Annotated in this window: 24 protein-coding genes; 13 read left to right on the top strand and 11 right to left on the bottom strand. The window is 55.7% G+C overall.

Annotated features, from left to right (window positions below; all coding sequences use genetic code 11):
- Nucleotides 1–419 precede the first annotated feature (419 nt).
- On the top strand, nt 420–2,783 hold the full coding sequence (gene pcrA / locus Q4D85_RS01060; protein ID WP_303197696.1) for a DNA helicase PcrA: 2,364 nt from the start codon (nt 420–422) through the stop codon (nt 2,781–2,783).
- Nucleotides 2,784–2,856: 73 nt separating this feature from the next.
- On the opposite strand, the gene Q4D85_RS01055 is transcribed toward pcrA, so the two are convergent.
- The 4 genes from Q4D85_RS01055 to Q4D85_RS01040 all read right to left on the bottom strand — a co-directional run bounded on the left by Q4D85_RS01055 (nt 2,857) and on the right by Q4D85_RS01040 (nt 7,991).
- Nucleotides 2,857–5,763 (bottom strand): FtsX-like permease family protein, encoded by a 2,907-nt coding sequence (locus Q4D85_RS01055; protein WP_303197606.1) that lies wholly within the window; start codon nt 5,761–5,763, stop codon nt 2,857–2,859.
- Nucleotides 5,760–6,452 (bottom strand): ABC transporter ATP-binding protein, encoded by a 693-nt coding sequence (locus Q4D85_RS01050; protein ID WP_303197604.1) that lies wholly within the window; start codon nt 6,450–6,452, stop codon nt 5,760–5,762. Before Q4D85_RS01050 ends, Q4D85_RS01055 begins: the two co-directional genes overlap by 4 nt.
- Complete coding sequence (locus tag Q4D85_RS01045) at nt 6,449–7,009, bottom strand: PadR family transcriptional regulator (protein WP_303197602.1); 561 nt, start codon at nt 7,007–7,009, stop codon at nt 6,449–6,451. The genes Q4D85_RS01050 and Q4D85_RS01045 overlap by 4 nt, the downstream gene beginning before the upstream one ends.
- Before the next feature lie 268 nt (nt 7,010–7,277).
- Nucleotides 7,278–7,991, bottom strand: coding sequence for a M23 family metallopeptidase (locus Q4D85_RS01040; protein WP_047261550.1), 714 nt, complete (start codon nt 7,989–7,991; stop codon nt 7,278–7,280).
- 318 nt (nt 7,992–8,309) lie between these two features.
- Here Q4D85_RS01040 and Q4D85_RS01035 point away from each other — a divergent pair, with 318 nt between their 5' ends.
- Genes Q4D85_RS01035 through purH form a run of 3 tightly spaced genes read left to right on the top strand, consistent with a single transcriptional unit; the run spans nt 8,310 to nt 12,261 of the window.
- Nucleotides 8,310–10,049, top strand: coding sequence for a DUF6350 family protein (locus Q4D85_RS01035; protein WP_303197601.1), 1,740 nt, complete (start codon nt 8,310–8,312; stop codon nt 10,047–10,049).
- An 11-nt stretch (nt 10,050–10,060) separates the two neighbouring features.
- Nucleotides 10,061–10,696 (top strand): phosphoribosylglycinamide formyltransferase, encoded by a 636-nt coding sequence (purN, locus tag Q4D85_RS01030; protein WP_303197600.1) that lies wholly within the window; start codon nt 10,061–10,063, stop codon nt 10,694–10,696.
- Complete coding sequence (gene purH / locus Q4D85_RS01025) at nt 10,693–12,261, top strand: bifunctional phosphoribosylaminoimidazolecarboxamide formyltransferase/IMP cyclohydrolase (RefSeq protein WP_303197599.1); 1,569 nt, start codon at nt 10,693–10,695, stop codon at nt 12,259–12,261. Before purN ends, purH begins: the two co-directional genes overlap by 4 nt.
- 187 nt (nt 12,262–12,448) lie before the next feature.
- On the opposite strand, the gene Q4D85_RS01020 is transcribed toward purH, so the two are convergent.
- Genes Q4D85_RS01020 through Q4D85_RS01010 form a run of 3 tightly spaced genes read right to left on the bottom strand, consistent with a single transcriptional unit; the run spans nt 12,449 to nt 14,360 of the window.
- Nucleotides 12,449–13,195 (bottom strand): ABC transporter permease, encoded by a 747-nt coding sequence (locus tag Q4D85_RS01020; RefSeq protein WP_303197598.1) that lies wholly within the window; start codon nt 13,193–13,195, stop codon nt 12,449–12,451.
- A 2-nt stretch (nt 13,196–13,197) separates the two neighbouring features.
- Nucleotides 13,198–14,121: an ABC transporter ATP-binding protein gene (locus tag Q4D85_RS01015; RefSeq protein ID WP_303197597.1), complete on the bottom strand. Its 924-nt coding sequence runs from the start codon at nt 14,119–14,121 to the stop codon at nt 13,198–13,200.
- A gap of 23 nt (nt 14,122–14,144) precedes the next feature.
- Entirely contained in the window at nt 14,145–14,360 is a 216-nt protein-coding gene (locus tag Q4D85_RS01010) for an AbrB/MazE/SpoVT family DNA-binding domain-containing protein (protein ID WP_303197595.1), read from the bottom strand.
- A gap of 158 nt (nt 14,361–14,518) precedes the next feature.
- On the opposite strand from Q4D85_RS01010, the gene Q4D85_RS01005 reads away from it, so the two are divergent.
- Both Q4D85_RS01005 and Q4D85_RS01000 read left to right on the top strand, forming a co-directional pair.
- Nucleotides 14,519–15,208: a hypothetical protein gene (locus tag Q4D85_RS01005; RefSeq protein WP_303197593.1), complete on the top strand. Its 690-nt coding sequence runs from the start codon at nt 14,519–14,521 to the stop codon at nt 15,206–15,208.
- A gap of 20 nt (nt 15,209–15,228) precedes the next feature.
- Nucleotides 15,229–16,050: a CoA ester lyase gene (locus Q4D85_RS01000; RefSeq protein ID WP_303197591.1), complete on the top strand. Its 822-nt coding sequence runs from the start codon at nt 15,229–15,231 to the stop codon at nt 16,048–16,050.
- 184 nt (nt 16,051–16,234) lie between these two features.
- On the opposite strand, the gene rpsR is transcribed toward Q4D85_RS01000, so the two are convergent.
- The 4 genes from rpsR to rpmB are packed head-to-tail and all read right to left on the bottom strand — an operon-like array spanning nt 16,235 to nt 17,212.
- Nucleotides 16,235–16,483, bottom strand: a complete 249-nt coding sequence (rpsR, locus tag Q4D85_RS00995; protein ID WP_047261561.1) for a 30S ribosomal protein S18 — start codon at nt 16,481–16,483, stop codon at nt 16,235–16,237.
- Between the two features lie 16 nt (nt 16,484–16,499).
- Nucleotides 16,500–16,805: a 30S ribosomal protein S14 gene (gene rpsN, locus Q4D85_RS00990; RefSeq protein WP_303197590.1), complete on the bottom strand. Its 306-nt coding sequence runs from the start codon at nt 16,803–16,805 to the stop codon at nt 16,500–16,502.
- Between the two features lie 3 nt (nt 16,806–16,808).
- Nucleotides 16,809–16,973 carry a 50S ribosomal protein L33 gene (gene rpmG, locus Q4D85_RS00985; RefSeq protein WP_006063179.1) on the bottom strand — a complete coding sequence of 55 codons (165 nt, stop codon included), beginning with the start codon at nt 16,971–16,973 and terminating at the stop codon, nt 16,809–16,811.
- 2 nt (nt 16,974–16,975) lie between these two features.
- On the bottom strand, nt 16,976–17,212 hold the full coding sequence (gene rpmB / locus Q4D85_RS00980) for a 50S ribosomal protein L28 (RefSeq protein ID WP_047261563.1): 237 nt from the start codon (nt 17,210–17,212) through the stop codon (nt 16,976–16,978).
- Between the two features lie 341 nt (nt 17,213–17,553).
- On the opposite strand from rpmB, the gene Q4D85_RS00975 reads away from it, so the two are divergent.
- From Q4D85_RS00975 to Q4D85_RS00945, 7 genes are all read left to right on the top strand, one after another.
- Nucleotides 17,554–17,820, top strand: a complete 267-nt coding sequence (locus Q4D85_RS00975) for a type B 50S ribosomal protein L31 (RefSeq protein WP_303197589.1) — start codon at nt 17,554–17,556, stop codon at nt 17,818–17,820.
- A gap of 22 nt (nt 17,821–17,842) precedes the next feature.
- Nucleotides 17,843–18,016, top strand: coding sequence for a 50S ribosomal protein L32 (gene rpmF / locus Q4D85_RS00970; RefSeq protein WP_047261565.1), 174 nt, complete (start codon nt 17,843–17,845; stop codon nt 18,014–18,016).
- A gap of 264 nt (nt 18,017–18,280) precedes the next feature.
- The gene (locus Q4D85_RS00965) at nt 18,281–18,973 is read left to right on the top strand and encodes a response regulator transcription factor (protein WP_047261566.1); all 693 of its coding nucleotides are present in this window, start codon (nt 18,281–18,283) and stop codon (nt 18,971–18,973) included.
- 113 nt (nt 18,974–19,086) lie between these two features.
- On the top strand, nt 19,087–20,517 hold the full coding sequence (locus tag Q4D85_RS00960; RefSeq protein ID WP_303197695.1) for a HAMP domain-containing sensor histidine kinase: 1,431 nt from the start codon (nt 19,087–19,089) through the stop codon (nt 20,515–20,517).
- Nucleotides 20,518–20,648: 131 nt separating this feature from the next.
- Nucleotides 20,649–21,923 carry a trypsin-like peptidase domain-containing protein gene (locus tag Q4D85_RS00955; protein WP_303197588.1) on the top strand — a complete coding sequence of 425 codons (1,275 nt, stop codon included), beginning with the start codon at nt 20,649–20,651 and terminating at the stop codon, nt 21,921–21,923.
- Nucleotides 21,924–21,967: 44 nt separating this feature from the next.
- Complete coding sequence (locus Q4D85_RS00950; protein ID WP_303197587.1) at nt 21,968–22,582, top strand: molybdenum cofactor biosynthesis protein B; 615 nt, start codon at nt 21,968–21,970, stop codon at nt 22,580–22,582.
- A 3-nt stretch (nt 22,583–22,585) separates the two neighbouring features.
- A complete protein-coding gene (locus Q4D85_RS00945; protein ID WP_303197585.1) occupies nt 22,586–22,801 on the top strand; it encodes a hypothetical protein in 216 nt (71 codons plus the stop codon).
- Nucleotides 22,802–22,837: the final 36 nt, after the last annotated feature.

Below are 22,837 nucleotides of genomic sequence, written 5' to 3'. Positions count from 1 at the left end.
CCAGATTTTTAGCTGGCACAACGAGAACTTCAGAGGTGTTAGCCGCTCATGTCAGGGCGACGTTGTAAGTTGGAAGAACCATGAGTGAAAACAGCGCCTCCCCATTCCTGCCACACAACAACTCTGCCGCCGAACAGCCCGACCTTTTCTCCGCATTAGGCGGATTCGGCGAATTCACTACCGCGCCGAAACCCTCCGAAACGATGGCGGCGGAAAAGCCACCGCTGCCGGAAGAACCACCCGCACCGGAAGAACCATTTCCGGCCGTCCCGCCACCGCCGGAAGAACCACGCGACAGCGAAGCGTCATGGCACCAACCCAGCTATCCGGTTACCCCGCCGAACGTCGGCGCGCCCGCCCAGGATTCGCCGTTTAAACCAGCGAACCTGCCGCGCAGCCCGCTCGTGCCTGCCGAAGAACTGATCGCCGGTTTAAACCCCGAACAACGCAAAGCGGTGGAACACATCGGCACCCCGCTTCTGATTATCGCTGGCGCAGGCTCCGGAAAAACCGCCGTTTTGACACGGCGCATCGCGTACCTCATGGGTCAGCGAAGCGTCAGCCCCGGCCAAATTCTCGCCATCACCTTCACCAACAAGGCGGCCGCCGAAATGCGAGAACGCGTCACCGGGCTGGTCGGACCCGTCGCCAACCGGATGTGGGTGGCAACGTTTCACTCCACCTGTGTGCGGCTGCTTCGGGAACAAGCGCACCTTGTGCCCGGGCTAAACACCAATTTCACCATCTACGACACCGACGATTCCAAACGCCTGTTGGCCATGATCGCCAAAGACCTGGAATTAGACCCAAAGAAATTTCCGCCACGGCTGTTTGCAACCGGAATTTCGGCGCTGAAAAACGAATTAATCGACCCCGATTCCGCACGTGAGGAGGCCGAAACCACCCGCAACCCATACAATAAAGCGATCGCCTCGGTCTACCAGGAATACCAAAAGCGACTCCGGGCGGCTAATTCCCTCGACTTCGATGACCTCATCGGCGAGGTAGTGACAATATTCCGCAGCCATCCGGAGGTCACCGCCTATTACCGGCGCAGATTCCGCCACGTCCTCATCGACGAATACCAGGACACCAACCACGCCCAATACGTCCTCATCAACGAACTTGTCGGAACCGGCGAAGACGCCGCCGAATTATGCGTTGTCGGCGATTCCGACCAGTCGATCTACGCCTTCCGGGGTGCCACGATCCGCAACATCGAAGAGTTCGAACGCGACTACCCGCAGGCACGCACCATCATGCTGGAACAAAACTACCGTTCCACCCAAACAATCCTGTCGGCAGCCAACGCGGTGATCGCCCACAACGAAAACCGACGCGAAAAGAAACTCTGGACCGACCAAGGCGCTGGCAACAAAATCATCGGATACGTCGCCGACAACGAACACGACGAAGCACGATTCGTGGCACAAGAGATCGATCAGCTGATAGAGGACGGCACACACTTCGGCGACATCGCCGTCATGTACCGCACCAATAATTCCTCCCGCGCGGTCGAAGACGTCTTCATTCGCACCGGCATCCCCTACAAAGTTGTTGGCGGCACCCGATTTTACGAGCGCAAGGAAATCCGCGACATCATCGCCTACCTGCGGGTACTCGATAACCCCGACGATGAAGTGTCGATCCGCCGCATTATTAACACGCCGCGCCGGGGGATCGGGGACCGAGCTTTAGCGTTTATCCAATTGCATGTGGACAATGCTGGCGTGAGTTTCAGCCAAGCGCTTATCGACGCCAGCGCGGGCGAGATTTCGATGCTCGGCGGCCGGGCCAAAAACGCGGTCGCTGGTTTCGTCGAATTGATGGATAACCTGCGGGCCGAATCGCGCGAACTGGTCAATGACGTTACCGGGCTACCGGACATCGGAGCAGTGGTGTCGCGGATTTTGGATGCAACCGGCTATAAGGCTGAGCTGGAAGTGAGCAATGACCCGCAGGACGGTGCCAGGTTGGATAACCTCAACGAGTTGGTGTCCGTGGCTCGGGAATTTAGTTCCGAAGCCGCGAACCAATTGGCCTATGAGCAGTCAGAATCAGGCGACGACATCGCCCTATCCCGCGACATTGGTGAGCCGCAACCAGGATCTTTGCAGGCGTTCTTAGAAAAGGTATCGCTGGTGGCCGACGCCGACCAGATCCCAGAGAACGACCAAGGTGTTGTCACACTCATGACGTTGCACACCGCCAAAGGCTTGGAGTTTCCGGTGGTATTCCTACTGGGCTGGGAAGATGGGCAATTCCCACACCTACGCTCCCTGGGCAATCCGCGCGAGCTGGCGGAAGAACGTCGGCTAGCGTACGTGGGTATTACGCGGGCCCGAAAAACCCTCTATATCACCCGGGCGATGCTGCGCTCGTCGTGGGGCAATGCGGTGACCAACCCGGCGTCGCGGTTTTTGGAAGACATCCCAAGCGACCTGATTGATTGGCGTCGGGAAGAACCAACTGCGTCCTCGATGTGGGGTGAAGACTACAGCTACGGCGGGCTGAGCCAATCGGGGTATTTCTCCGGCGGTTCCGGCTCCCGCTATGGTTCGTCCAAACCGGCAACCCAGCGTTCGGGAATACCGAAGAAACCACTGAATCGCAGCGATGTGGAACTCGTCGCGGGCGATCGGGTCAACCATGCAAAATACGGGTTGGGAACGGTTTTGAGCGTGGATAATGCCGGGCCCTATCCTTCGGTGATGATTGACTTCGGCTCCGCTGGCAAGGTGCGGCTGATGCTCATCGGCGGGGTGCAGATAGAAAAGCTGTAACTGAAAAACCCACAGCGCCTTCCGGTAACCGGCTAGGCGCTGTGGGCATAACGGGGGTCGCTTGTCGACGCTCCTAGTCGTGCCGATAGCTTAGATACTTATTGCTTCTGGTTGCGAAGTACCCCATCAGCGCTGCGATGAGTGGCACAACCAGGCACAATATCGCCACTAGTTGCCATTGGATGTGCCAGAATTCCACACTTCCGACAGTAATGATCTCGCCATTTTCGTCATATTCTGAGGGATCGAGTAAGAAGAATGCCGCGATATGCCCCAGGATGACGGCTGGCACTGTTCCCGCCAACGCCATCATTCCCAGATAAAAGGCACCAACGCGACGCATGAGCTTCGTTGGGGCGCCCAGTGCGTATAGCTGCTCGTTTTGGGCACGTACCTGGGCAATGGAAAGCACGACGATGAGCCCTAGGATGGCGAGGATTATCGCGCTGATGATAAGGAGCGGAATAAGTGGAGACGGCATCGGGTTATTGAGCGCCCACGCTTCGACGAAATTGTGACGAGCATTGATGCGTTCCGAAATTTCGGTCATATCGTCATACGTGATTGCTCGGTCGCCAATGACGGCGTGGCCGATATAGCTTGCGGATAATTCGAGTTTCTTTGCAGCCTGTGGGCTAATGATCCAACCACCGAATTCTTCGGGTAACGCGGCGCTAAACGGTACCGTGGCTTTGACGGCAACTTTTGGTTCCGCATCATCGCTGGCGGGAAAAGTAGTCACAATGAAAGGCTGATCACCGCTAAGTGGGATAGCCGACGATCCGACGACACCACCGGCTTCGAGCACCTTGGTTGCTTCCGCCAGTTTGTCCTCAGACATGGCGGTTGGGTCGGTGTTTATTAACTGCAAGAGTTCCACCCCGCCGATAAGAACCGAGTCGCCACTCGGTAACCACGACGGAGTATAGCGGGTACTTAAGCGGTGATACCGACATTTACGTGCGGTTTCTGAATCGAGTTGCGCGTAAGGGTCAGTGGATTGATAAAATTCGTCGAGCTTTTTCGAGCAGCCATCATCGAGGCTAAAGTACAAAAGGTCGAGATCGGGAGACGGGAGTTCGTTCTCACTCATTGTGTAGAGCGGAATGGTGGGGAGGTTTTCGTCTCCTGGCGCAATCACTTTAGAAACGATGTCCAGTGCTTCCTTGATCTGCGGCGACGGTGTGTTGTTTTCATCGGCGGCGAGCTTTTCAGCAGGCACGGACGGTGCTGTTTCTTGGAACCTGCTGCTGGGCTTGGCCACGATAGCTTTTTCATTGAACGATGCTGAAGCATGTGCGTGATTGTCCAATGAGTACGTCGAATCCACAACAATGCTGGTAGTGGCGACAAAGACTATGCCTATGATCGCTGCGACGATCGATGAGGATTTTAGCGCTTGTCGACGTATCAGCCGTCCGGCAAGCTTCGCCGCCAGCGGTTTCCGCACGGTGCCCAAGGCGAAAATTAGCGCAGGGACGCTAGCGATAAGAAACGCAACAGTTCCTACGATGCCCAAGGATGATGCAATCGAATAAAGCGAAAACAGGATTTCATCGAATGTGGAGTGGAAATCCCAATCGTAGGTGATGGTGTTTTCCGCTACCTTGCCAATTGCAATGACCACTAAACCGATGGGCCCAATGGCCATCCACTTACGCCACCTGCGCAATCGGTCCGGTTGACTTCCTTCCACACCAGACATGATGCTGCCTCGGGCTGCGAGGATCGCTGGTACTGCAGCCGCAATGGTGGAGCCTACGACAGCAAGGACGAAACTCAGAATCAACCAACCAACGTTAAAAGCCATCGGCCATCCGACAAAGGCGGTCTTCCACCGGATCACTGCGGCGAGAACGCCAAGCATCACGCCGATGGCACCACCGATAAGACCGGAGATTGTGCCATACGCCATCACGGCTAACCGGATGTGCCGTCGGCTTGCGCCCTGGGAACGCATAAGCGCATACACCGCGGTTTGTCGGGACGTCGCAACGGCGAATACCGGACTGATCGCCGCCAAAATAAGCAGGCAGGCGATCGCGTAAACGGAAAGCATGAAAAGCGCAACTGTGAGGGTGAACGCGAATGGATCGTCCGGCACGAAATCGGTTTGGTCAGATTCCAGGGATGCCCGATACTGTTCGTACATGTCAGCAGGGTCGATGCGGTTCGGGTGCTGGGATACATCCTGAGATTGAACCACGAGCCCTAACCGGTTGAGAGCCTTGACATCCTGCCAAGTGAAGTCAGGTGCGCCGGAAATGCTCCACTTCGCCTCGTGCGCGGCGGAAACCTGTGCATCTGATACTAGTGTCGGTGCTAAAACGTAGTTATGCCAGCCTGGGCTGATGGCGGCGACGGTTAACGTTGTCGGTACGTTGGACTCAATGGCGTTATTGTCTTTATTATTGCCCCAGACAAGTGAAGCAATCCGGACCTTGTCACCGATGTGTGCACCTAGTCGATGGGCAGTTTCTTCGGTAAGAACGACGCCGTCGGCGGGGATATGTGGATTCCCCGGCAGAAGATGTGCACCATCTAATTGGGTCACCGTTTCCTGGATGGAACTATCACCAGCTTCAAAAACAGCGTTAGCTGTGGCGCGTAATTCCACATGAAAGTCCTCGCCCAACGCGGCAGCGATTTCGTCCCGGGATATTTTCTGGTTCGCTAACTCAGGGTCGGAGACTCCTTGCCGCGTCGTCTGAGCCCCGTGCCCCCGAGAATCACTCGAAATCCCGTTTTCGCAGGTGAAATCCCAACCCCTGTAATTCTGTTCGCAGCTAGATCCGTATTTGGTGGCGACCGTCTCAAGCGACGTCAATTGATCGAACTGGTTGCTTGATGCGTGAGAAACCAACAGAAATGACGCCAGCGCGACGGGAATAGCGATCAAAATGATCGCGGCTAGGCTGCTGAATGGGTGTTTTCGCACATCGCGTATGGTGGGGCGAATAGCGGCGGTGAGCGAACTCATGGTTGACTCACCTCCCGTGAAGTGATTTTTCCGTCACGAACGTGGATGACGCGGTCAGCCCAGCCCGCGAACCGGGGTTCGTGGGTAACAAGGATTCCGGCAGCGCCTTGGTCGATGCGATCGCGCAGTATGCGCAGGACTTCGTCGCCGGTGGCGGTGTCCAACGCGCCGGTTGGTTCGTCGGCAAGCAAAAGCCGACGCGGTCCGATGAGCGCCCGCGCGATAGCGACGCGTTGGGCCTGACCGCCCGAGATTTCGTCGGGGAAGCGGTCGGCTAATCCCGCTAACCCAACTGAGGCAAGAGCTTCTTCCACGTCGTCTCGTAGCTTGTCGACGTCGTGGCCGTCGAGTTCAAGCGGGAGCGCGATGTTCTCACCGACGGTGAGCGTCGGGACCAAATTGAAGCGCTGAAACACGACGCCGATGTGGGTGCGTCGTAGCTGTGCTGTCTTGGCGTCACTCATGGTCGATGTATCAATGCCATCGATGAGTACGCGACCTGAGGTGGGTGGTTGCAGCAAACCGGCAACGTTAAGCAGGGTGGATTTTCCGGAGCCGGATGGACCCATGACCGCTACCAGCTCGCCGGGTTGTACCGCCATGGATACGTGGTCGAGAGCCGTAACCGTGTGTGGTTCGGTGCCGAATACACAGCAGACATCTTGTAATTCAACGGGAAAAGTGCTCATTGTTGTTCTCCGTCACGATGAGAATTGGCGGGATTGGCTGTGTCAGCGGCAAGTGATTCGACGCGGTCGAGCCACCGTGCTTCCGCTTCAAGATCAAAGATCCTGCGTTCAATATGCAATCGTTCAGCGTTGCGGGTGTGGGGGAGTGTGCGGCTGTGAGCGTTGAGCGTGCGTAATTGCCCCAGGATGGCGGCGCGCTGGGTATCGAGAATATCGAGAAAATTGAGTTCTGGATTGGTGGTGGCGAGGATGATTTTTGTGACTAGTTCGTCGCGGTCGCTCAACGCCCTGGTTACCGGATCATTCCACCAATTCTGTAAAGCTTGGGTGCCGACTTCGGTGAGTGTATAGCTGTCGGCGTGATGGCCGTTTGGTCCGGTGATGGAACCTGCGGTTTGGATGAGTAAGTCGCGTTCTAAGCGGCTTAAGGTTTGCGACACTTGTCCAATATTGAGCTTCTGGGTTCCGGCAGTGCGCTCCAAAAATTCCTGTTGCAACCCGCTGGCGGTGCGCGGCTCATTGGATAGTAATGCTAGCAACGCAAATTTTATTGACATTTCTAGCTCCTAGCTGGGGAGATATGCGAAATGGGGTGATGGTTACTGGGTAACTTATCCTAAAGATTACTCGGTAACCATTTCCCTGTAAACGCCCGCGGAAAAAGTTAAGGTTTTTCTCATATTGCGGGATGGTGGGGGTGGGGACCGGGTGAACTCGCGCGGGGGTATTAGCTATTTTGCAGCAAATGCCCTGGTGTTGGGGCTGCGGCAAAAATAAAAACCTCGACACCTAAATGGGCGCCGAGGTTTTTGGAAGTTTAGGGCGTTAAGAAATCGTGATTCCGCGTTCTGCGAACCAGGAAACGGGGTCAACTGCGCCGTTACCGGTTGGGTGAATTTCGAAATGAAGGTGCGAACCGGTGGAGTAGCCACGGTTGCCCATACCTGCAATGTTCTGGCCTGCCTGGACCCGCTGGCCAACGGCAACAGCGAGGGTCTCCATGTGGCCGTACACGCTCATAGAGCCGTCATCGTGCTTGATGCGGATCCAGTTGCCGTAACCGGACGCTGGGCCGGAATCGATGACGGTGCCGTCCATAACGGCGAGGATTGGGGTGCCCACTGCGTTGGCGATGTCGATGCCAGCGTGGAAGCTGCCCCAACGGGGGCCGAAGCCGGAGGTGAATACGCCTTCTGCTGGGCGAGCGACGGAAACCTTAGGGGTGCGTGCCGCTTCGTCTGCCTGAGCAAGTTCTTGCGAGTAGGCGATAGCCTTGTTGAGCTGGTCGTGGAGGTTAACTACCGGCTTAAACTCGGCGATGGCTAGGATCTGCGGTGCTGATGAGCCTATCGCTGGGAGATCGTTAGATGCGAGTTGAATGCCTACGGTTTCGGCTTGCGCGGTGTGAGCCAGTGCGGCTCCTGTTGCGCCTGCGGTAGAAACAACACCGGTTGCTGCTGCTACGAAAGCGACCCGGCCCTTAATTGGGGTGGTCTGCTTGCGGTGCTTGCCACCATTGTTTGGTCGCGTCTGCTGCATGGAGCCCTACTTCCCTTACATTTATCAATCTTGGTTACGATCCGTTCGCGTTACGCTCCGAATCAGTTTGTAACCATCTTGTTATCTTCCGAGAGGTAACACTAGCGGGTTCTTTCAACTCAAGCAAGCCGTTTTGGAGACTCTATATGAATCTCCTTAACGTTTCCCATGGTTAAGCCTCAATGAAAATAGGTTACTACATGGCAGTTTGTTGATATGTAAAAAATTTACAAAAAGGTAATTTTTTCTTTAAATTCTTCCTCATTCGTACCCGCGTCACACCCAATTGAGTGGAGCGCTGTCGCTAGAGTGTAAAGAATGAGTAAAAAGTCGAACCTGAACATTGGAATGAGTCGACGTCCCCGGCGGGGGCCATCGGGGCAAGCTTCGGGTTCGACCGCGCGACCCGGTGGGGGGTTGCGGAAAACCGGCCGGAAAAATCCCACCGCCAGCGTTGATATCGTCGACCCGACGCTGGGTCGACGGTTGCGGCGCTACATTCCGGTTGTGTTGTTTCCGCTTGGCGTGGTGATTCTCCTCATTATTGCGCTGTCTATTGTGGGCTTACTGTTGGCTTCGGCGCCGATGTCGGCGTTGCCTGCAACTATTGCGCAATCGTGGCTGGCTGTTAATGGGTTGCCGGTCGCTGGTGGTGGTTATGTTGTCGGGGTAATGCCGTTGGTGCCATGTATGGTGCTGATCGCCGTGCTTTCCCGCCGAGTGCATGATGTTGTCAAAGACCGGGTGAGCATCGCTGATCTGGCTGTTCTGGGCGGCTGTGTTGTGGGTATTCCGCTGTTGCTCACGCTCACGGCGATTGCGATGTTATATGACGCTTCTTATGTCTTTGATGTAGCGGTACCACCGCTTCTTCCGACGCTGTTGAAGACCGTGCTCGTGCACTCGGTAGTGATGGCGTTCGGTATGGGGCGAAGGCTATGGAAGGCGATCGCTCGTCGACTCGGGGTGCCGTTATGGGTGGTGGACCAAGCTGTTTCCGCAGGCTGGATCATTATTATCGGGCTGATTCTGGCTGCCGTGGCTTATCTGGTTTCTATCGGTGTCCACCACGGAACCTTGCAACAGATTATGGATAATTACCACGGTTGGGGGCTGTTCGGCGCGCTGTTGCTTTCCGTTTTGTATCTGCCCAACGCCGCGATTGTCACGTTAGCTGTCACGGCCGGTTCGGAATTTGCTATGGGTGATGCCGTGGTGGGTTTGTTTGGCGTGACTTTGGTTCCGCTGCCGCCGTTGCCGCTTCTGGCAGGGGTGCCAGCCGCGCCCCATCCGCTCGGGGCAGGGTTGCTGGCGCTGCCTGCGGTGGCCGTCGTTATCGCGGTGTTTAAGTCGGTACCGCGTTTTACTGAATTGCCGGCGTTAATCACGTTCTCGGCGTTATGGATGCTTTTGTTAACGGTGATGACCCACGGCGACGTGGGGGTTTACGGCGTTACGGGCCCTAAAATTTTCTTGTCGACGGGGCTCTACGCCGCGTGGGTCGCCGTCGTGGGAGTCATCATGGCGACCGTCGGTTACATTATTCAAAAACCGCTGTTAGCGGCTGTACAATCGGCCGAATCGGAAGAGCACACCGCCGTTTCGGTGGAACCCGAAGGGATATCAGAATCCGACGATATCCCCGAGGGTGACGAATACGCAGAGTTTGACGAGGCGTTGGCTGTCGATGAGATAACGGCTGCTGAAGAGATGTCGGAGGTCGGCGTTTCTTCGCAGATTGAGACAATCTCTGCTCCAGACTTCGAAGAGGAAATGGCCGAGCCGGAAGATTTGAAGCCTCGTGATGTGCTTTTCGACGAAGTAGAATCCGGCCCCCTTATGACAAATGCCAAGGGTGAGGATGGCGAACTGGCGGATGTGGTCGAGCTAAGAACCTTTGAACAAGCTCAAGAGGGCGACAAGGAAGCTTCGGACGAACCTGTGACCAATGTTGAAAATGTGACTAAAGATAACAGTGTTACTGAAGGTGCAATATATATAAGGAATGAAACGGAGTCGGGGGAACCTGAAGTAGAAGGTTTAGAGGATAGGAACTAAAGTAAGTGGGCGTGACCCGCACCCATGCATCCCAACCCCATAATCACCTTTTGCCCATTGTCGTACTGGTTTCTGGTTCCGGCACCTTGCTGCAGTCCATTATCGATAATCAGGGAACCGGTTACACGGTAGTTGGGGTGGTTGCTGATGGTCAGTGCCCGGCGTTAGGGCGTGCCGAAGCTGCCGGAATACCCGCCGAATGTGTTCCGCTCACCCCTGGTGCGGACCGGGCGGAGTGGAACCGTCGGCTCGCTGGTGTCGTCGAAAAGCTGCAACCGCAATTGGTGGTATCGGCCGGTTTTATGAAAATTCTCGGCCCAGATTTCCTGGCAGTTTTCTCCGGGCGCATCATTAACACTCACCCCGCGTTGCTACCTGCGTTTCCGGGGGCGCATGCGGTACGAGATGCATTGGCATACGGCGTCAAAGTCACAGGCTCCACGGTTCATTTCGTTGACGAAGGGGTCGATACCGGGCCGATAATCGCCCAGGAACCAGTGAAGGTTATGCCCGGGGAGAGCGAAGCGGACCTGCACGAACGTATCAAACAGGTCGAACGTCAACTCATCGTGACAGTACTTAACTCCGCTACCTTAGGTCATGGCAGCGGAGGGAATCAACAAGGAGAGGTTAACTTCCGCCTATGAGCGATCGCAAGGAAATCAAACGCGCACTTATCAGCGTTTACGACAAAACCGGATTGGAAGAACTCGCCCGCACTTTAGATAACGCAGGCGTAGAAATCGTATCCACCGGCTCAACCGCCGCGAAGATCCAAGCGCTTGGGATCAACGTAACCCCAGTGGATAAGCTCACCGGTTTCCCGGAATGCCTAGAGGGGCGGGTAAAGACCCTCCACCCACGCGTACACGCCGGAATCCTTGCCGATACCCGCAAAGACGATCACCTGGAACAACTAGATAACCTCGAAATCGAACCATTCCAGCTGGTCGTCGTGAACCTCTATCCATTCTCTGAGACCGTTTCATCCGGCGCGGATTTCGACGCTTGCGTGGAACAAATCGACATTGGCGGCCCCTCTATGGTGCGGGCAGCAGCCAAAAACCACCCGTCGGTTGCGGTCATCGTTGATCCGAACCGCTATGGCGACGTCGCTGCGGCCATCGCTGCCGGTGGCTTCAGCCGCGCGGAACGCACAGCGCTTGCTGTCGACGCATTCCGCCACACCGCCAGCTACGATGTTGCCGTCGCGTCCTGGATGGGGGCGCAGATCGCCGACGACGCCGAGGTCTTCCCAACTTGGATCGGTGAAACCTTGGAGCGTAGCAACGTGCTGCGCTACGGCGAGAACCCGCACCAACAAGCTGCTCTTTATTCCACTGGCACCGGTTTGGCGGGGGCGAAGCAGCTGCACGGAAAAGAAATGAGCTACAACAACTACACCGATTCCGATGCTGCATGGCGGGCAGCGTGGGACCACGACCGCCCCTGCGTGGCGATCATCAAGCACGCGAACCCCTGCGGTATCGCCGTTTCCGATTCCTCAATCGCGCAGGCACACCGCAACGCTCATGCCTGCGACCCGGTGTCGGCCTTTGGCGGGGTAATCGCCGCGAACCGCGAAGTGACAACCGAGATGGCGCAGCAGGTCACCGACATTTTCACCGAGGTCATCATCGCCCCTAGCTACGAAGCCGAGGCGGTGGACATTCTCACGCAAAAGAAAAACATCCGGATTCTTCAGGCCCAGGCCCCGACCGGCCAGCAGCCGGTGGAACGCCGCGAAATCTCCGGTGGACTTCTGGTGCAACAACGCGACGTGATCGATGCCGACGGCGACAACCCGGCGAATTGGACGCTGGCGGCCGGAACCGCAGCCACACCAGAAGTATTGGCGGAACTCGAATTTGCTTGGCGGGCGGTGCGTGCGGTGAAATCCAACGCCATCCTGCTGGCCAAAGACGGCGCAACCGTTGGCGTGGGCATGGGGCAGGTAAACCGCGTTGATGCGGCGAAATTGGCCGTTGAACGCGCCAACACCCTTGCCGGTGACGCCGAGCGCGCAGTCGGTGCGGTTGCCGCCTCCGACGCCTTTTTCCCATTCGCAGATGGGTTCCAAATCCTCGCCGATGCTGGTGTCACGGCAGTGGTTCAACCCGGCGGCTCCATTAGGGACGCCGAGGTTATCGCCGCCGCCGAAGCTGCCGGTGTCACCATGTACTTAACAGGTGCACGCCACTTCGCCCACTAAAATGTGACGCTTCTTAACCGAACACCACTACAAAACAACTAAGATGTGGTGGTCTACAACGAGATAGCCCGTGTTGTAATGAACAAACCGTAGTTCATTACAACACGGGCTATCTTTGTCGTTAGTACTGGAGGTTTGCCGCCACTCCTGCCGAGTAGCGCGCCACCGGTTGGGGTGCTCGTGGCTTTTATTTGGTTGATTCCCACTTGAACAATACGGTTCCCAGGCCGCCGAAGACGACCGTGACGCCTAAAAGAACCACGACGGACACCCATGGCCAGGAGGTGCCAGACCATGATGCGCGAATGATTTCGGCCAGGTGGTAGCCCGGTGAGAACTTCATTACCGTGGACAATCCGTCCGGCATGACTTCGGTGGGAACCATGATCCCGGACGTCATGATGAGCGTGATAAGCAGCCCATTGCTGATGCCTGTTGCCGCGGCCACGCTGGGATAAACCGCCGCCAAGAAAGCGCCGATGGCTAGGAACGTGATTAAACCGAGCACTAAACCGCACAGTACCAAGAAGAAGTGCTTGGGCCAGTCAACGCCGAACGCCACAATTCCCAGGAGTAGGGTCACGATCGCGCCGATGAGTCCCAGCGCGAAATTCACCGTGAGATCTGCCGCCACGTAGGTACGTGCCTTCAGTGGGGTGGCACGCAGCCGGGTGAGGGCGCCGGTGGACCGCAACATGACCTGATTGAGCGGTGCGGAGGAGACACCCAAAATGAGGATTGACATTATGGTTAGCCCAGGCAGCATATTGTCGATGAATCCCCGATTGCCGAAGGCTGGGTTCGGGTCATTGCCAAAGATCAAGCCCAGGATTATTAACAACATGGGGGACAGGATGAGGAGGAAGAAAAAGCCGACCGGTTCGCGAAGCTGCGAGAGCAAAAACGCCCGGGTGAGGTGACCATAGCCGCGCATTGTTACTGCTCCTTCCGTGGGGTTAGAGGACGTCCAGTGAGGCCAAGGAAAACATCTTCCAAGGTGGCCTCGGTAAACGTCATGTTTGTTGCTGTGATGTTTTGTTCCGCCAGTGCTGTGATGACTGCTGGCGCAAAGTCCGCAGTGCCGGTTGCGGTGACCACGTTGTCGGTGCATTCAATGCGACGCAGTCCAGGGATTGCGGAGAGTAATTCGATTTGTGGTGGGGCTGAGACCTCTAGCCGTAGTGCGGAGCCGCCAGTGTGGGCCGCTATCAGCGCCTGAGGGGTATCTTCGGCGATGATTTTCCCTGCTTCCATGATTGCCACCCGGTCGCATAGCGCTTCCGCCTCGGCCATGGAGTGGGTGGTGAGCATAATGGTTCGACCCTCAGCCTTGAGGTTGCGCAGGATCTCCCAGATGGTCAGCCGCGACTGTGGGTCCAATGCGGAGGTGAGCTCGTCGAAAAATAGCAATTCGGGGTTGTGGATGAGGGCAAGGGCAATAAAGACCCGTTGCCGTTGGCCGCCGGATAGCTTATCGACGCGTCGGTTTTCAGTTCCCGCCAAGCCCACCGCAGCTAACAATTCCGAAGGGTCCGTTGTTGCTTCGCTGTAGAACGAGGCGTAGGTGCTTAATGCTTCACGCACCTTCAGTCGGGGGATGACTGCGGCTTCCTGTAGTTGGGTGCCAATCCGCGGCATGAGTTCTTCGCGTTGGTTTCGTGGATCTAGACCCAATACCGAGACGCTGCCTGCGGTGGGGGTGTCTAACCCTTGAATCTGGTTTAACAAGGTTGTTTTCCCGCAGCCGTTCGGGCCAAGGAGCCCGAAAATTTGATGCTTTTCGACGGTTAAAGTGACGTCGTCTACCGCACGTAGATCTTTAAACTTTCGGCTGAGGTTGGTGCACGATATTGCGGTCATGATTTTTGCTCCTTCACTACTGCTTAAGGGATGGGGACGTTGGGCAGGAAAGAATCAATGGCGGAGGCGGGCAGGATGACTATTCCGCGTTCTTGATCGGCAAGGAGGAGGACTTTGTCGCCTGGTTTATATCCGAAAAGTTCGCGCGCTCCTTGGGGGATGACGATTTGCCCTTTGGTGCCGATGGTGAGTGTGGCTGCGAATTTTCCCGCTGGTGGCTGTTCTTGTGGTGGGATCATCTCTCCGCCCTCCGTATTACTAGTATAACTTGTATAACTAATAATACTTGAACCTCAATAGCTTGTCACTGTCATCGGAAGTAATACACACCACAAAAACCGCGATAATACAGGTAAGAGATATATTCCACCGAAGCTACAGAAAGGAGGACATTCCGATGTCACAGCCATATGAGTCCGATTCCAAAAACCGAACCGCCGCACTGATCGCCGCCGTCGTGAGCCTAAGCGCAATCGTGCTTGTCCTAGCGTTGTTGTATGTGTTCAAAGGCAGCGAAGCCGACAACGTTAATGCCGGAAGCGATGCACCACCATCAGCCAGCGCCGTCGCGTCGAAAAGCAATAACGCGGCACACCCCGTCGCCCCACCGGTAAACCACGGGCAGCAGATTACACAACCACCCACCGCGACCCCGGGACATACTGGGAATAACCCGCCCGGTCCGAATAATCCCGGGCAAGGTAATCAAACTGGCGACGACACCAAGCAAGGGAACCAGTCGGGCGGTGGGGGAGACGGAGCATTCGACCCTAATAAACCGCCGCCAGCAGAGGTCCCGGATTTCTTACCGCCAACCGCGCGCATGGTTGAGAAAAAACCGATACAGGTTTATCTCGATTCGTGGAAACACAGCCGATACTATGCCGGAAACGATTCAACCAGTGACGGGTTTGCCCAAAGCGTCTACAACACCTTCCTGGTGCACCTGGATCAATTCGATGACGGCAGCGTAACCTTCATGGCCGTATCGCCTGAGACGAACTACCGCTACGAAATGACCTGCCTCGATCACGGACAATTCGTTGCCTGCAACGGCGGGTATAACGCCATGGTCTACATCGTGTAGCCCGGCTACTATAAGAAACTATGACACTGCACATTCCAGGTCCCGCCATTCTATTCGCACCAGCTGGAAGATCTGAGATCATCCCGAAAGCCGCCGCAGCTGCGGACATGGTGATCCTCGATTTGGAAGACGGGGCAGGCGATGTCGATCGGGACGTCGCCTATGCAAATATTCGAAACTGTGGGCTTGACCCAGCTGCAACCATCGTGCGGGTGGTCGGGCCCACCGATCCGCACTTCCTAGCCGACGTCGAATTTGTCGCAAGCACACCGTACACCACGGTCATGGTGCCGAAGGTGTACACCGAAATTCCGCAGTGCTTAGAAAAGTTCGACGTCATTGCCATGATTGAAACGCCACAAGCGGTGGTCAATATTCAAAAAATCGCCGAACACCCCTCGGTTGTCGGCCTGTTTTGGGGCGCGGAAGACCTCACGATGGGGTTAGGCGGCACTCACTCCCGGTTCGGGCGGGGTGAAGCGAATTCCGGAATGTATCGCGAGACGATGCGACTGACCCGATCGCTCATGCATATCCACGCCGCTGCGGCTGGGAAGATCACCATCGACGCGGTTCATTCCGATTTTCGGGATGAAGCGGGTATGTTTGCCGAAGCCGTCGACGCGGCGCGCTCCGGATTTGCGGCGTCGGCTTGCATTCACCCGAGCCAAGTAGCTACCGTGCGTGCTGCCTACCGCCCGGAAGATAGTCAGATTGAATGGGCGCAGGCGGTAGTGGCGGAAGCGAGGAATCATCCAGGGGCTTTTAAACTCGACGGCGAGATGATTGACGCACCGCTCATAGCTCAAGCGCGACGGATTTTAGATCGGGCCGGAAACTAGCGCACGTCGTGCTGTCGGGTTAGTGATATAGATACTAGCCCGACATTCTATTGTCACTGGATTGTTGACGGGGCAGCGGTGTGGAAGGCCTCAAGATACGACAAAACGCCCGACCCGAAGGTCGAGCGTTTTGCGCTGTTATCGCTTCCAGGAAAATCTGGAGCGTTGCGTCCCAGTTTCGGATTTACCGACTGGTGAACGGCAGGAGAGCCATCTCGCGTGCGTTCTTCACTGCGGTTGCGACCTGACGCTGCTGCTGCGGGGTCAGGCCGGTGACGCGGCGGGAACGGATCTTGTGGCGATCAGAAATGAACTGACGAAGAGTATTGATGTCTTTGTAGTCCACCTTCTCGATGCCTGCAGCTTTGAGAGGGTTCTTCTTAGGGCGGCGGGATTGTTCCATCCGCACCTTTTTCATGTTAGTGCGTTTCATTAGATACTCCCAAAAATTACCAGCTGGACTTGCGAACGCCAGGCAGCTCACCGCGGTGAGCCATCTCGCGCATACGGACACGGGACACGCCGAACTTGCGGAGGAAGCCGCGCGGACGACCGTCGTGAGCGTCGCGATTACGGACACGGACTGGGGAGGCGTCGCGTGGCTGGCGGTTCAGTTCGAACTGCGCATCCAGACGATCCTCATCAGAGGTATTTGGGTTCTTGATGATTGCCTTGAGCTCGTTACGGCGCTCCGCATAGCGGGCGACGATTTCCTTGCGCTGCTCGTTCTTGGCGATCTTGGACTTCTTAGCCATAGATTATCGCTCCTCGCGGAATTCGACGTGCTTGCGGACTACCGGATCGTACTTCTTTAAGGTAATGCGATCAGGATTATTGCGCTTGTTCTTACGGGTGACGTAGGTGTAACCGGTGCCAGCCGTAGACTTCAGCTTGATGATTGGACGAATGTCATTACGTGCCATCTTTAGACCTTCTCTCCACGGGCGCGGATCTTTGCAACAACAGCTTCGATGCCGTCGCGGTCGATGACCTTCAGACCCTTGGTGGATACGTTCAAAGTGATGGTACGGCCCTCGGAGGGCAGGTAGAACTTACGACGCTGCACGTTGGGGTTCCAACGGCGGGAAGTGCGTCGGTGCGAGTGCGAGACGGACTTGCCGTAACCCGGCTTGCGTCCCGTAACCTGGCAAATAGCCGACATGGACTTAAACTTTCTCCTAGCCGCCCACTGTTCAACCTGCGATTATGCGAGTTTGACCGGGGCGTAAAACGAACAATTTCGACAACAGCAAAAAACGATCTTACATAATGTGTGCGCATATGCCTAATTTTTGGCTGGCGGAGACGGATATTCGCTTTTCGACGGCCCTACCAAGGTGAAATTTCTGTTTTAGCCGCAAGGACGCTAAACTCTATCAAGTTGTCTCGACATCACTGTTGAGTCATATCCACTGTATGTTAAAACGAAACCCAACTCAGGCACGATCAATAACTCATTATTGAAGCGACCTGAAGTTTCAATCCTGAGGGAATCGGAGAAAAATGAAGAAGGATATCCACCCGGATTACCATCCGGTTGTGTTCCAGGACGCAGGTACTGGTTTTCAGTTCCTGACCCGTTCCACCGCAACCAGCGCCCGTACCGTTCAATGGGAAGATGGCAACGAATACCCACTCATCGTGGTTGACGTTACCAGCGAATCGCACCCATTCTGGACCGGTGCACAGCGCGTGATGGACACCGCAGGTCGTGTCGAGAAGTTCCAGCGTCGATTTGGTGGCATGGCTCGCCGCCAAAAGAAGTCTTAAGTAATAAGGAGGGAAATAAACAATGGCAGTTCCAAAGCGTCGTATGTCGCGTGCTAACACACGCTCCCGTCGTTCCCAGTGGAAGGCTGACAATGTCGCCCTTCAAGAGGTGACCATCGACGGTCAGGTCGTACGCATCCCGCGTCGTCTGGTCAAGGCGGCTCAGCTCGGACTGGTCGAGGTTGAGCAGTTCTAAGAACACCGCTTAATAATTGTATGCAATGGCAGACACCTAATGTATAGAGTGTCTGCCATTTTGTATTTTTTATATATAAGTGAATGACCGGCCAAAATACAGCAATTTCTTATGGTAAACGCGGTTTATTTTTATTGGTTTTCGGCGAATAACGCCGTTTTTTATATATAATTTGGTTGTTACCTTATCAATTATGTTTGGTTGCTTTTGTAAACAAACATTCGCTTTCCGCTCAAATAGAGCAGATGGGGCATACTTGGGAAGATGAAAATCGTTGTAGTAGATGATGAGCAGGCCGTACGCGATTCGCTGCGCCGCTCCCTGTCCTTTAATGGCTACGAAATCGTTACCGCCGAGGATGGTGAACAGGCCCTGGAAGTGATCGAGAAGGAACAACCAGATTTGGTTATTCTCGACGTGATGATGCCTAAGATGGATGGCCTTGAGGTGTGCCGCCACTTGCGCAGCCACGGCGATGACCGCCCGATCTTGGTTCTTACCGCTCGCGATGGGGTGAGCGATCGGGTTGCTGGCTTGGATGCAGGTGCGGACGATTACCTCCCGAAACCATTCGCATTGGAAGAACTCCTAGCGCGGGTGCGGTCCCTGCTACGCCGGGCAGCTGCCGAGGCCGTAGGGGCTACCAACCAAACCGAGATCACCTTTGAGGATCTCAAGCTCAATCCGGAAACTCGCGACGTGGTTCGTGGTAACCGCACCATCTCGCTCACTCGCACCGAGTTTGCGTTGCTGCAGTTGCTGATGACCAACCCACGCCGAGTGCTGAGCCGTTCCACAATCCTAGAAGAGGTGTGGGGCTACGATTTCCCAACCTCGGGTAACGCTCTGGAAGTGTATATCGGCTATCTGCGTCGTAAGACGGAGCAAGAGGGTGAACCTCGTTTGATCCACACGGTTCGCGGTGTAGGTTACGTGCTGCGAGATACTGCTCCGTGATATTGAGGAAACCGTCCCCCGAAGTTGAGCCAAATGCGCTCGACTGGGGGGCTTTTGCTGGTGACACCTACGACGGGTGGGGAAAACAGGCATCGCTTCGGTGGCGCGTCGCCATGCTCACTGCGAGCATGGTGGCTATCGCCGTTGGCGTAATGACGGTTCTTGCATATTGGTCTGTATCAGTAACCCTGACCAATAGCGTGGATAAGGACCTCCAAGCCAAGGCAAACGCGTTGCTTTCCCAAACAGTCGACCCAAGCTTTTTCAATAACGTAAAAAGCGAAGTGGATTACTTCCGGGCCTATAATGCCGATACCCGCATCTCGATTCGACTGCCAGGTTGGAACTTCACCGCTGGTGACGACTTGCCGCTGCTGGCGCTGCCCAAAGGGGAGAAAACAGCTGTTGCTACCGTCAATGGGGATCGAGTTTTCCGTGCTACCAATGACGCAGGTGCGACGGTCATCCTGTCGCGGGATATGACGGATACTCAAGGCCTGATTATCACACTCGGATTAGCGCTGTTGACCTTTGGCGGTTTGGGTATTTTGCTATCCATCATGACCGGCATCGTGGTAGCGTCCGCAGGTTTGCGCCCGCTAGTGCGGCTGCAGTCCGCGGTGGATCAAGTGACCAAAACCCAAAAGCTCACTCCGATCCCGGTGGTGGGCAACGACGAATTGGCATTGTTGACGGTTAGTTTTAACCAGATGTTGGCGGCACTCGACCAATCCCGGCAACGCCAAGCGCAATTGGTGGCCGATGCGGGCCATGAATTGAAAACCCCGTTGACCTCCATGCGCACCAATATCGAATTGCTGATGTTGATGCAAAAACCAGGCGCGCCACAGATCTCCGATGCGGAAAAGAAAGCATTAGAGCATGACGTCATGGCGCAAATGGAGGAACTTTCGACGCTCATTGGTGACTTGGTCGACCTCGCGCGCGAAGACGCGCCGGAACGGGAATTGGAAGAAACCGATCTTGCCGAAGTCGCCCAAACCGCTTTGGAGCGTGTGCGCAGGCGACGGCCGGATGTGGAATTCCGATTAAATACCATGCCGTGGTACATGTGGGGCGATAGCCACTCATTAGGACGTGCGATTCTCAATCTCATGGATAACGCGGCGAAATGGTCACCAGCAGACGGCGTGGTGCGCATCGATATGCAGCGTATTAGCGAGGACAAAGTCCAAATCACGGTGTCTGACTCGGGGCCTGGCATTCCGGTAGAAGACCGCGAGAAGGTTTTCGAGCGCTTCTATCGAAGCATCCAAGCGCGCAGTATGCCTGGTTCTGGTCTCGGCTTGGCCATCGTGCATCAGGTGGTGGAACGCCACGGTGGAACGATTACGGCCGAAGAATCAGACGACGGTGGCGCGATGTTCCGGTTGATAATGCCGGGTTACGAGCACCCGGAGGACTTGGCGCGTGCTCCTAAGAAGCCAAGCAAGGATCAGTTCATTGCTAATGCTCATGAGTCTCGGCCGAAACAAGGCCGCGCTACAATGTTCCGTAACGCACACGACTCGATTGAGAGTTAGTCAATTCCCTCACCCTGCGCATCATGGGTGAGGGAATATCGTCTTATTCACAGCTTCCTGTCAGGCTTTCACACGGTTTCTCCAACCGGGTGCCAGTCTGGCTCAATACATTAGGGGGATACTGACTCACTATGAACACACAATCTCATAATTTCGGCAATGATGAAACCCGTAGATTCCCGCAGCAATGGTCGCAGCCCACGAATGGGCACCAGCAGCCGTATAATCAGGTTTCTAATCCCTACACCGTGCAGCAACCAGTGAACCCGACCCCGCCGCAACCGGAAGCTGAGGGGGATGACTCACCGAAAACCACGAGTGACCGAACCATTGGTTTGGTGCCTGCACTAGCCTTAGCTTTGGTAGCTGCTATCGGGTCCGGCGCCATCACGGGGGTTTATGTTTCCAAGCAATCGTCGGTAGGCAATTCGCGGAATTCAGTTGTTGAGGCGTTAAAGCAGCCGGTAGGTAACAATGGTGCTGCCGAAGACGCTGGTGGGGTACAAGCTGTGGCCTCGGCAGTGTTGCCGACCGTGGTATCTATCCAGGTGCTTACGCGTTCGGAATCCAGCGAGGGATCCGGGTCGATTATTTCGCCAGACGGGTACGTTCTTACCAATAACCATGTGGTGGAGCTTGCGGGCCAAGAGACCGCCGAGATTAACGTCACCATGAGCGACGGTGCGACGCATTCTGCGCGGTTTGTCGCTGGCGATGTTACGACCGACGTTGCGGTGATCAAGATTGAGGGGGTTTCTGACCTTCCCACAATCAGCCTGGGGGATAGCGATGGTTTGGCAGTCGGCCAACAGGTCGTGGCAATCGGCTCACCATTAGGACTTTCTTCAACGGTGACCTCCGGTATCGTTTCTGCCCTGAACCGGCCGGTGCGGGCTGGTGGCGGCAGCTCCGGTGAGACTTCGCTTATCGACGCCATCCAAACGGATGCAGCCATTAACCCGGGCAATTCCGGTGGCCCGCTGGTGGACATGAGCGGTGCGTTGATCGGCATTAACTCGGTGATCGTGTCGAATTCTGTGACTCCTGATTCGGCCGGTTCGATCGGGTTAGGATTTGCAATTCCCGCGAATTTTGCCCGCCGAGTGGCTCAACAACTCATTGAGCACGGGAAAGCCACGCAACCAATGATCGGTATTCAGTTGTCGCAGAATGCTCGGGTTCACGGTGCCGAAATCGTCGAGGTTTCGCCCGATGGCCCAGGAGATCAGGCAGGATTGAAGAGTGGCGAGATCGTAACCGGAATGAATGGCCGGATCATCGACAGCGCCGACGCATTAATCGCAGCAGTTCGTAGCAGTGATTTTGGTGAAAAAATCTCATTAGAGGTTACGGATTCTGAAGGAAATAATTCGAGAACGGTAGAGGTTACGTTAACAACCGAGTAAGTTTCATATTGAAACGAATTGTTGATTCAAGAAAGACGGTACCCATGGATCCACACGACGTGCTCGCAGAAGTCGATGCAGTAGACGCCTCGGAAAAGCTGGCGGATATTGGCGAACCCGATGAGGATTTTTTCCGAGCCGAGGAAGCCGCTGACCAAGCTCGCGCAGAGGGGAAACGGCTGGCACCCCGGCGGGCACTGGTGATTCTGGTTGCAGATCACGCTGTGGGGGCTGGTCCTGATGCGGATCAATTGGTTGCGGAATTGCTATCTGAAGGCGGCTTCGTTGTTGATGCCGTCGTGCGGGTGCGTTCGAAGCGCTCCCAGATTCGAAAAGCCATAGAAATGGGCGTTATCGGTGGCGTTGACTTAGTCCTCACCGTCGGCGGGACCGGGGTGGGGCCGCGTGATAAAACGCCGGAGGCAACCCGCGATATTTTGGACCAATTAGTTCCCGGCATCGCCCAAGCGTTACGAAGTTCGGGACTGCAATGTGGGGCGGTGGACGCGGCGGTCTCCCGTGGTCTTTCCGGCGTCTCTGGCTCGACTGTTGTCATTAATTCCGCTGGTTCCCGCCAGGCTATTCGGGATGGTATGGCAACGATGACCCCACTGGTGCACCATTTGCTGGATCAACTACGCCGGGTGGAAATGACGTAATTTATGGCGCAGAAGAAAAAACGTCGGCGCATAACCCGGCTGTCCGATGCCGTTGATTACGATCGCACCGCCGACCGCGACAGCGGGCCGTCCCTGATTGATCACGACCGGATGGTGATCCTGGATTCTGAGCTTTTCGACGACGACATCGACGCCGATGCTCCCCAGCATTCGTTGGATTACTACAAGGAACAGCAACCACCGCACTATGGAATGTAAAAAAACCGGCTATAAAAGCCGGTTTTTGTTATTGTG

Source organism: Corynebacterium sp. (genome assembly GCF_030532965.1).
GTDB lineage: Bacteria > Actinomycetota > Actinomycetes > Mycobacteriales > Mycobacteriaceae > Corynebacterium.
Note: the sequence above shows the minus strand (reverse complement) of the source record. Positions and strands in the feature narration are given on the sequence as shown.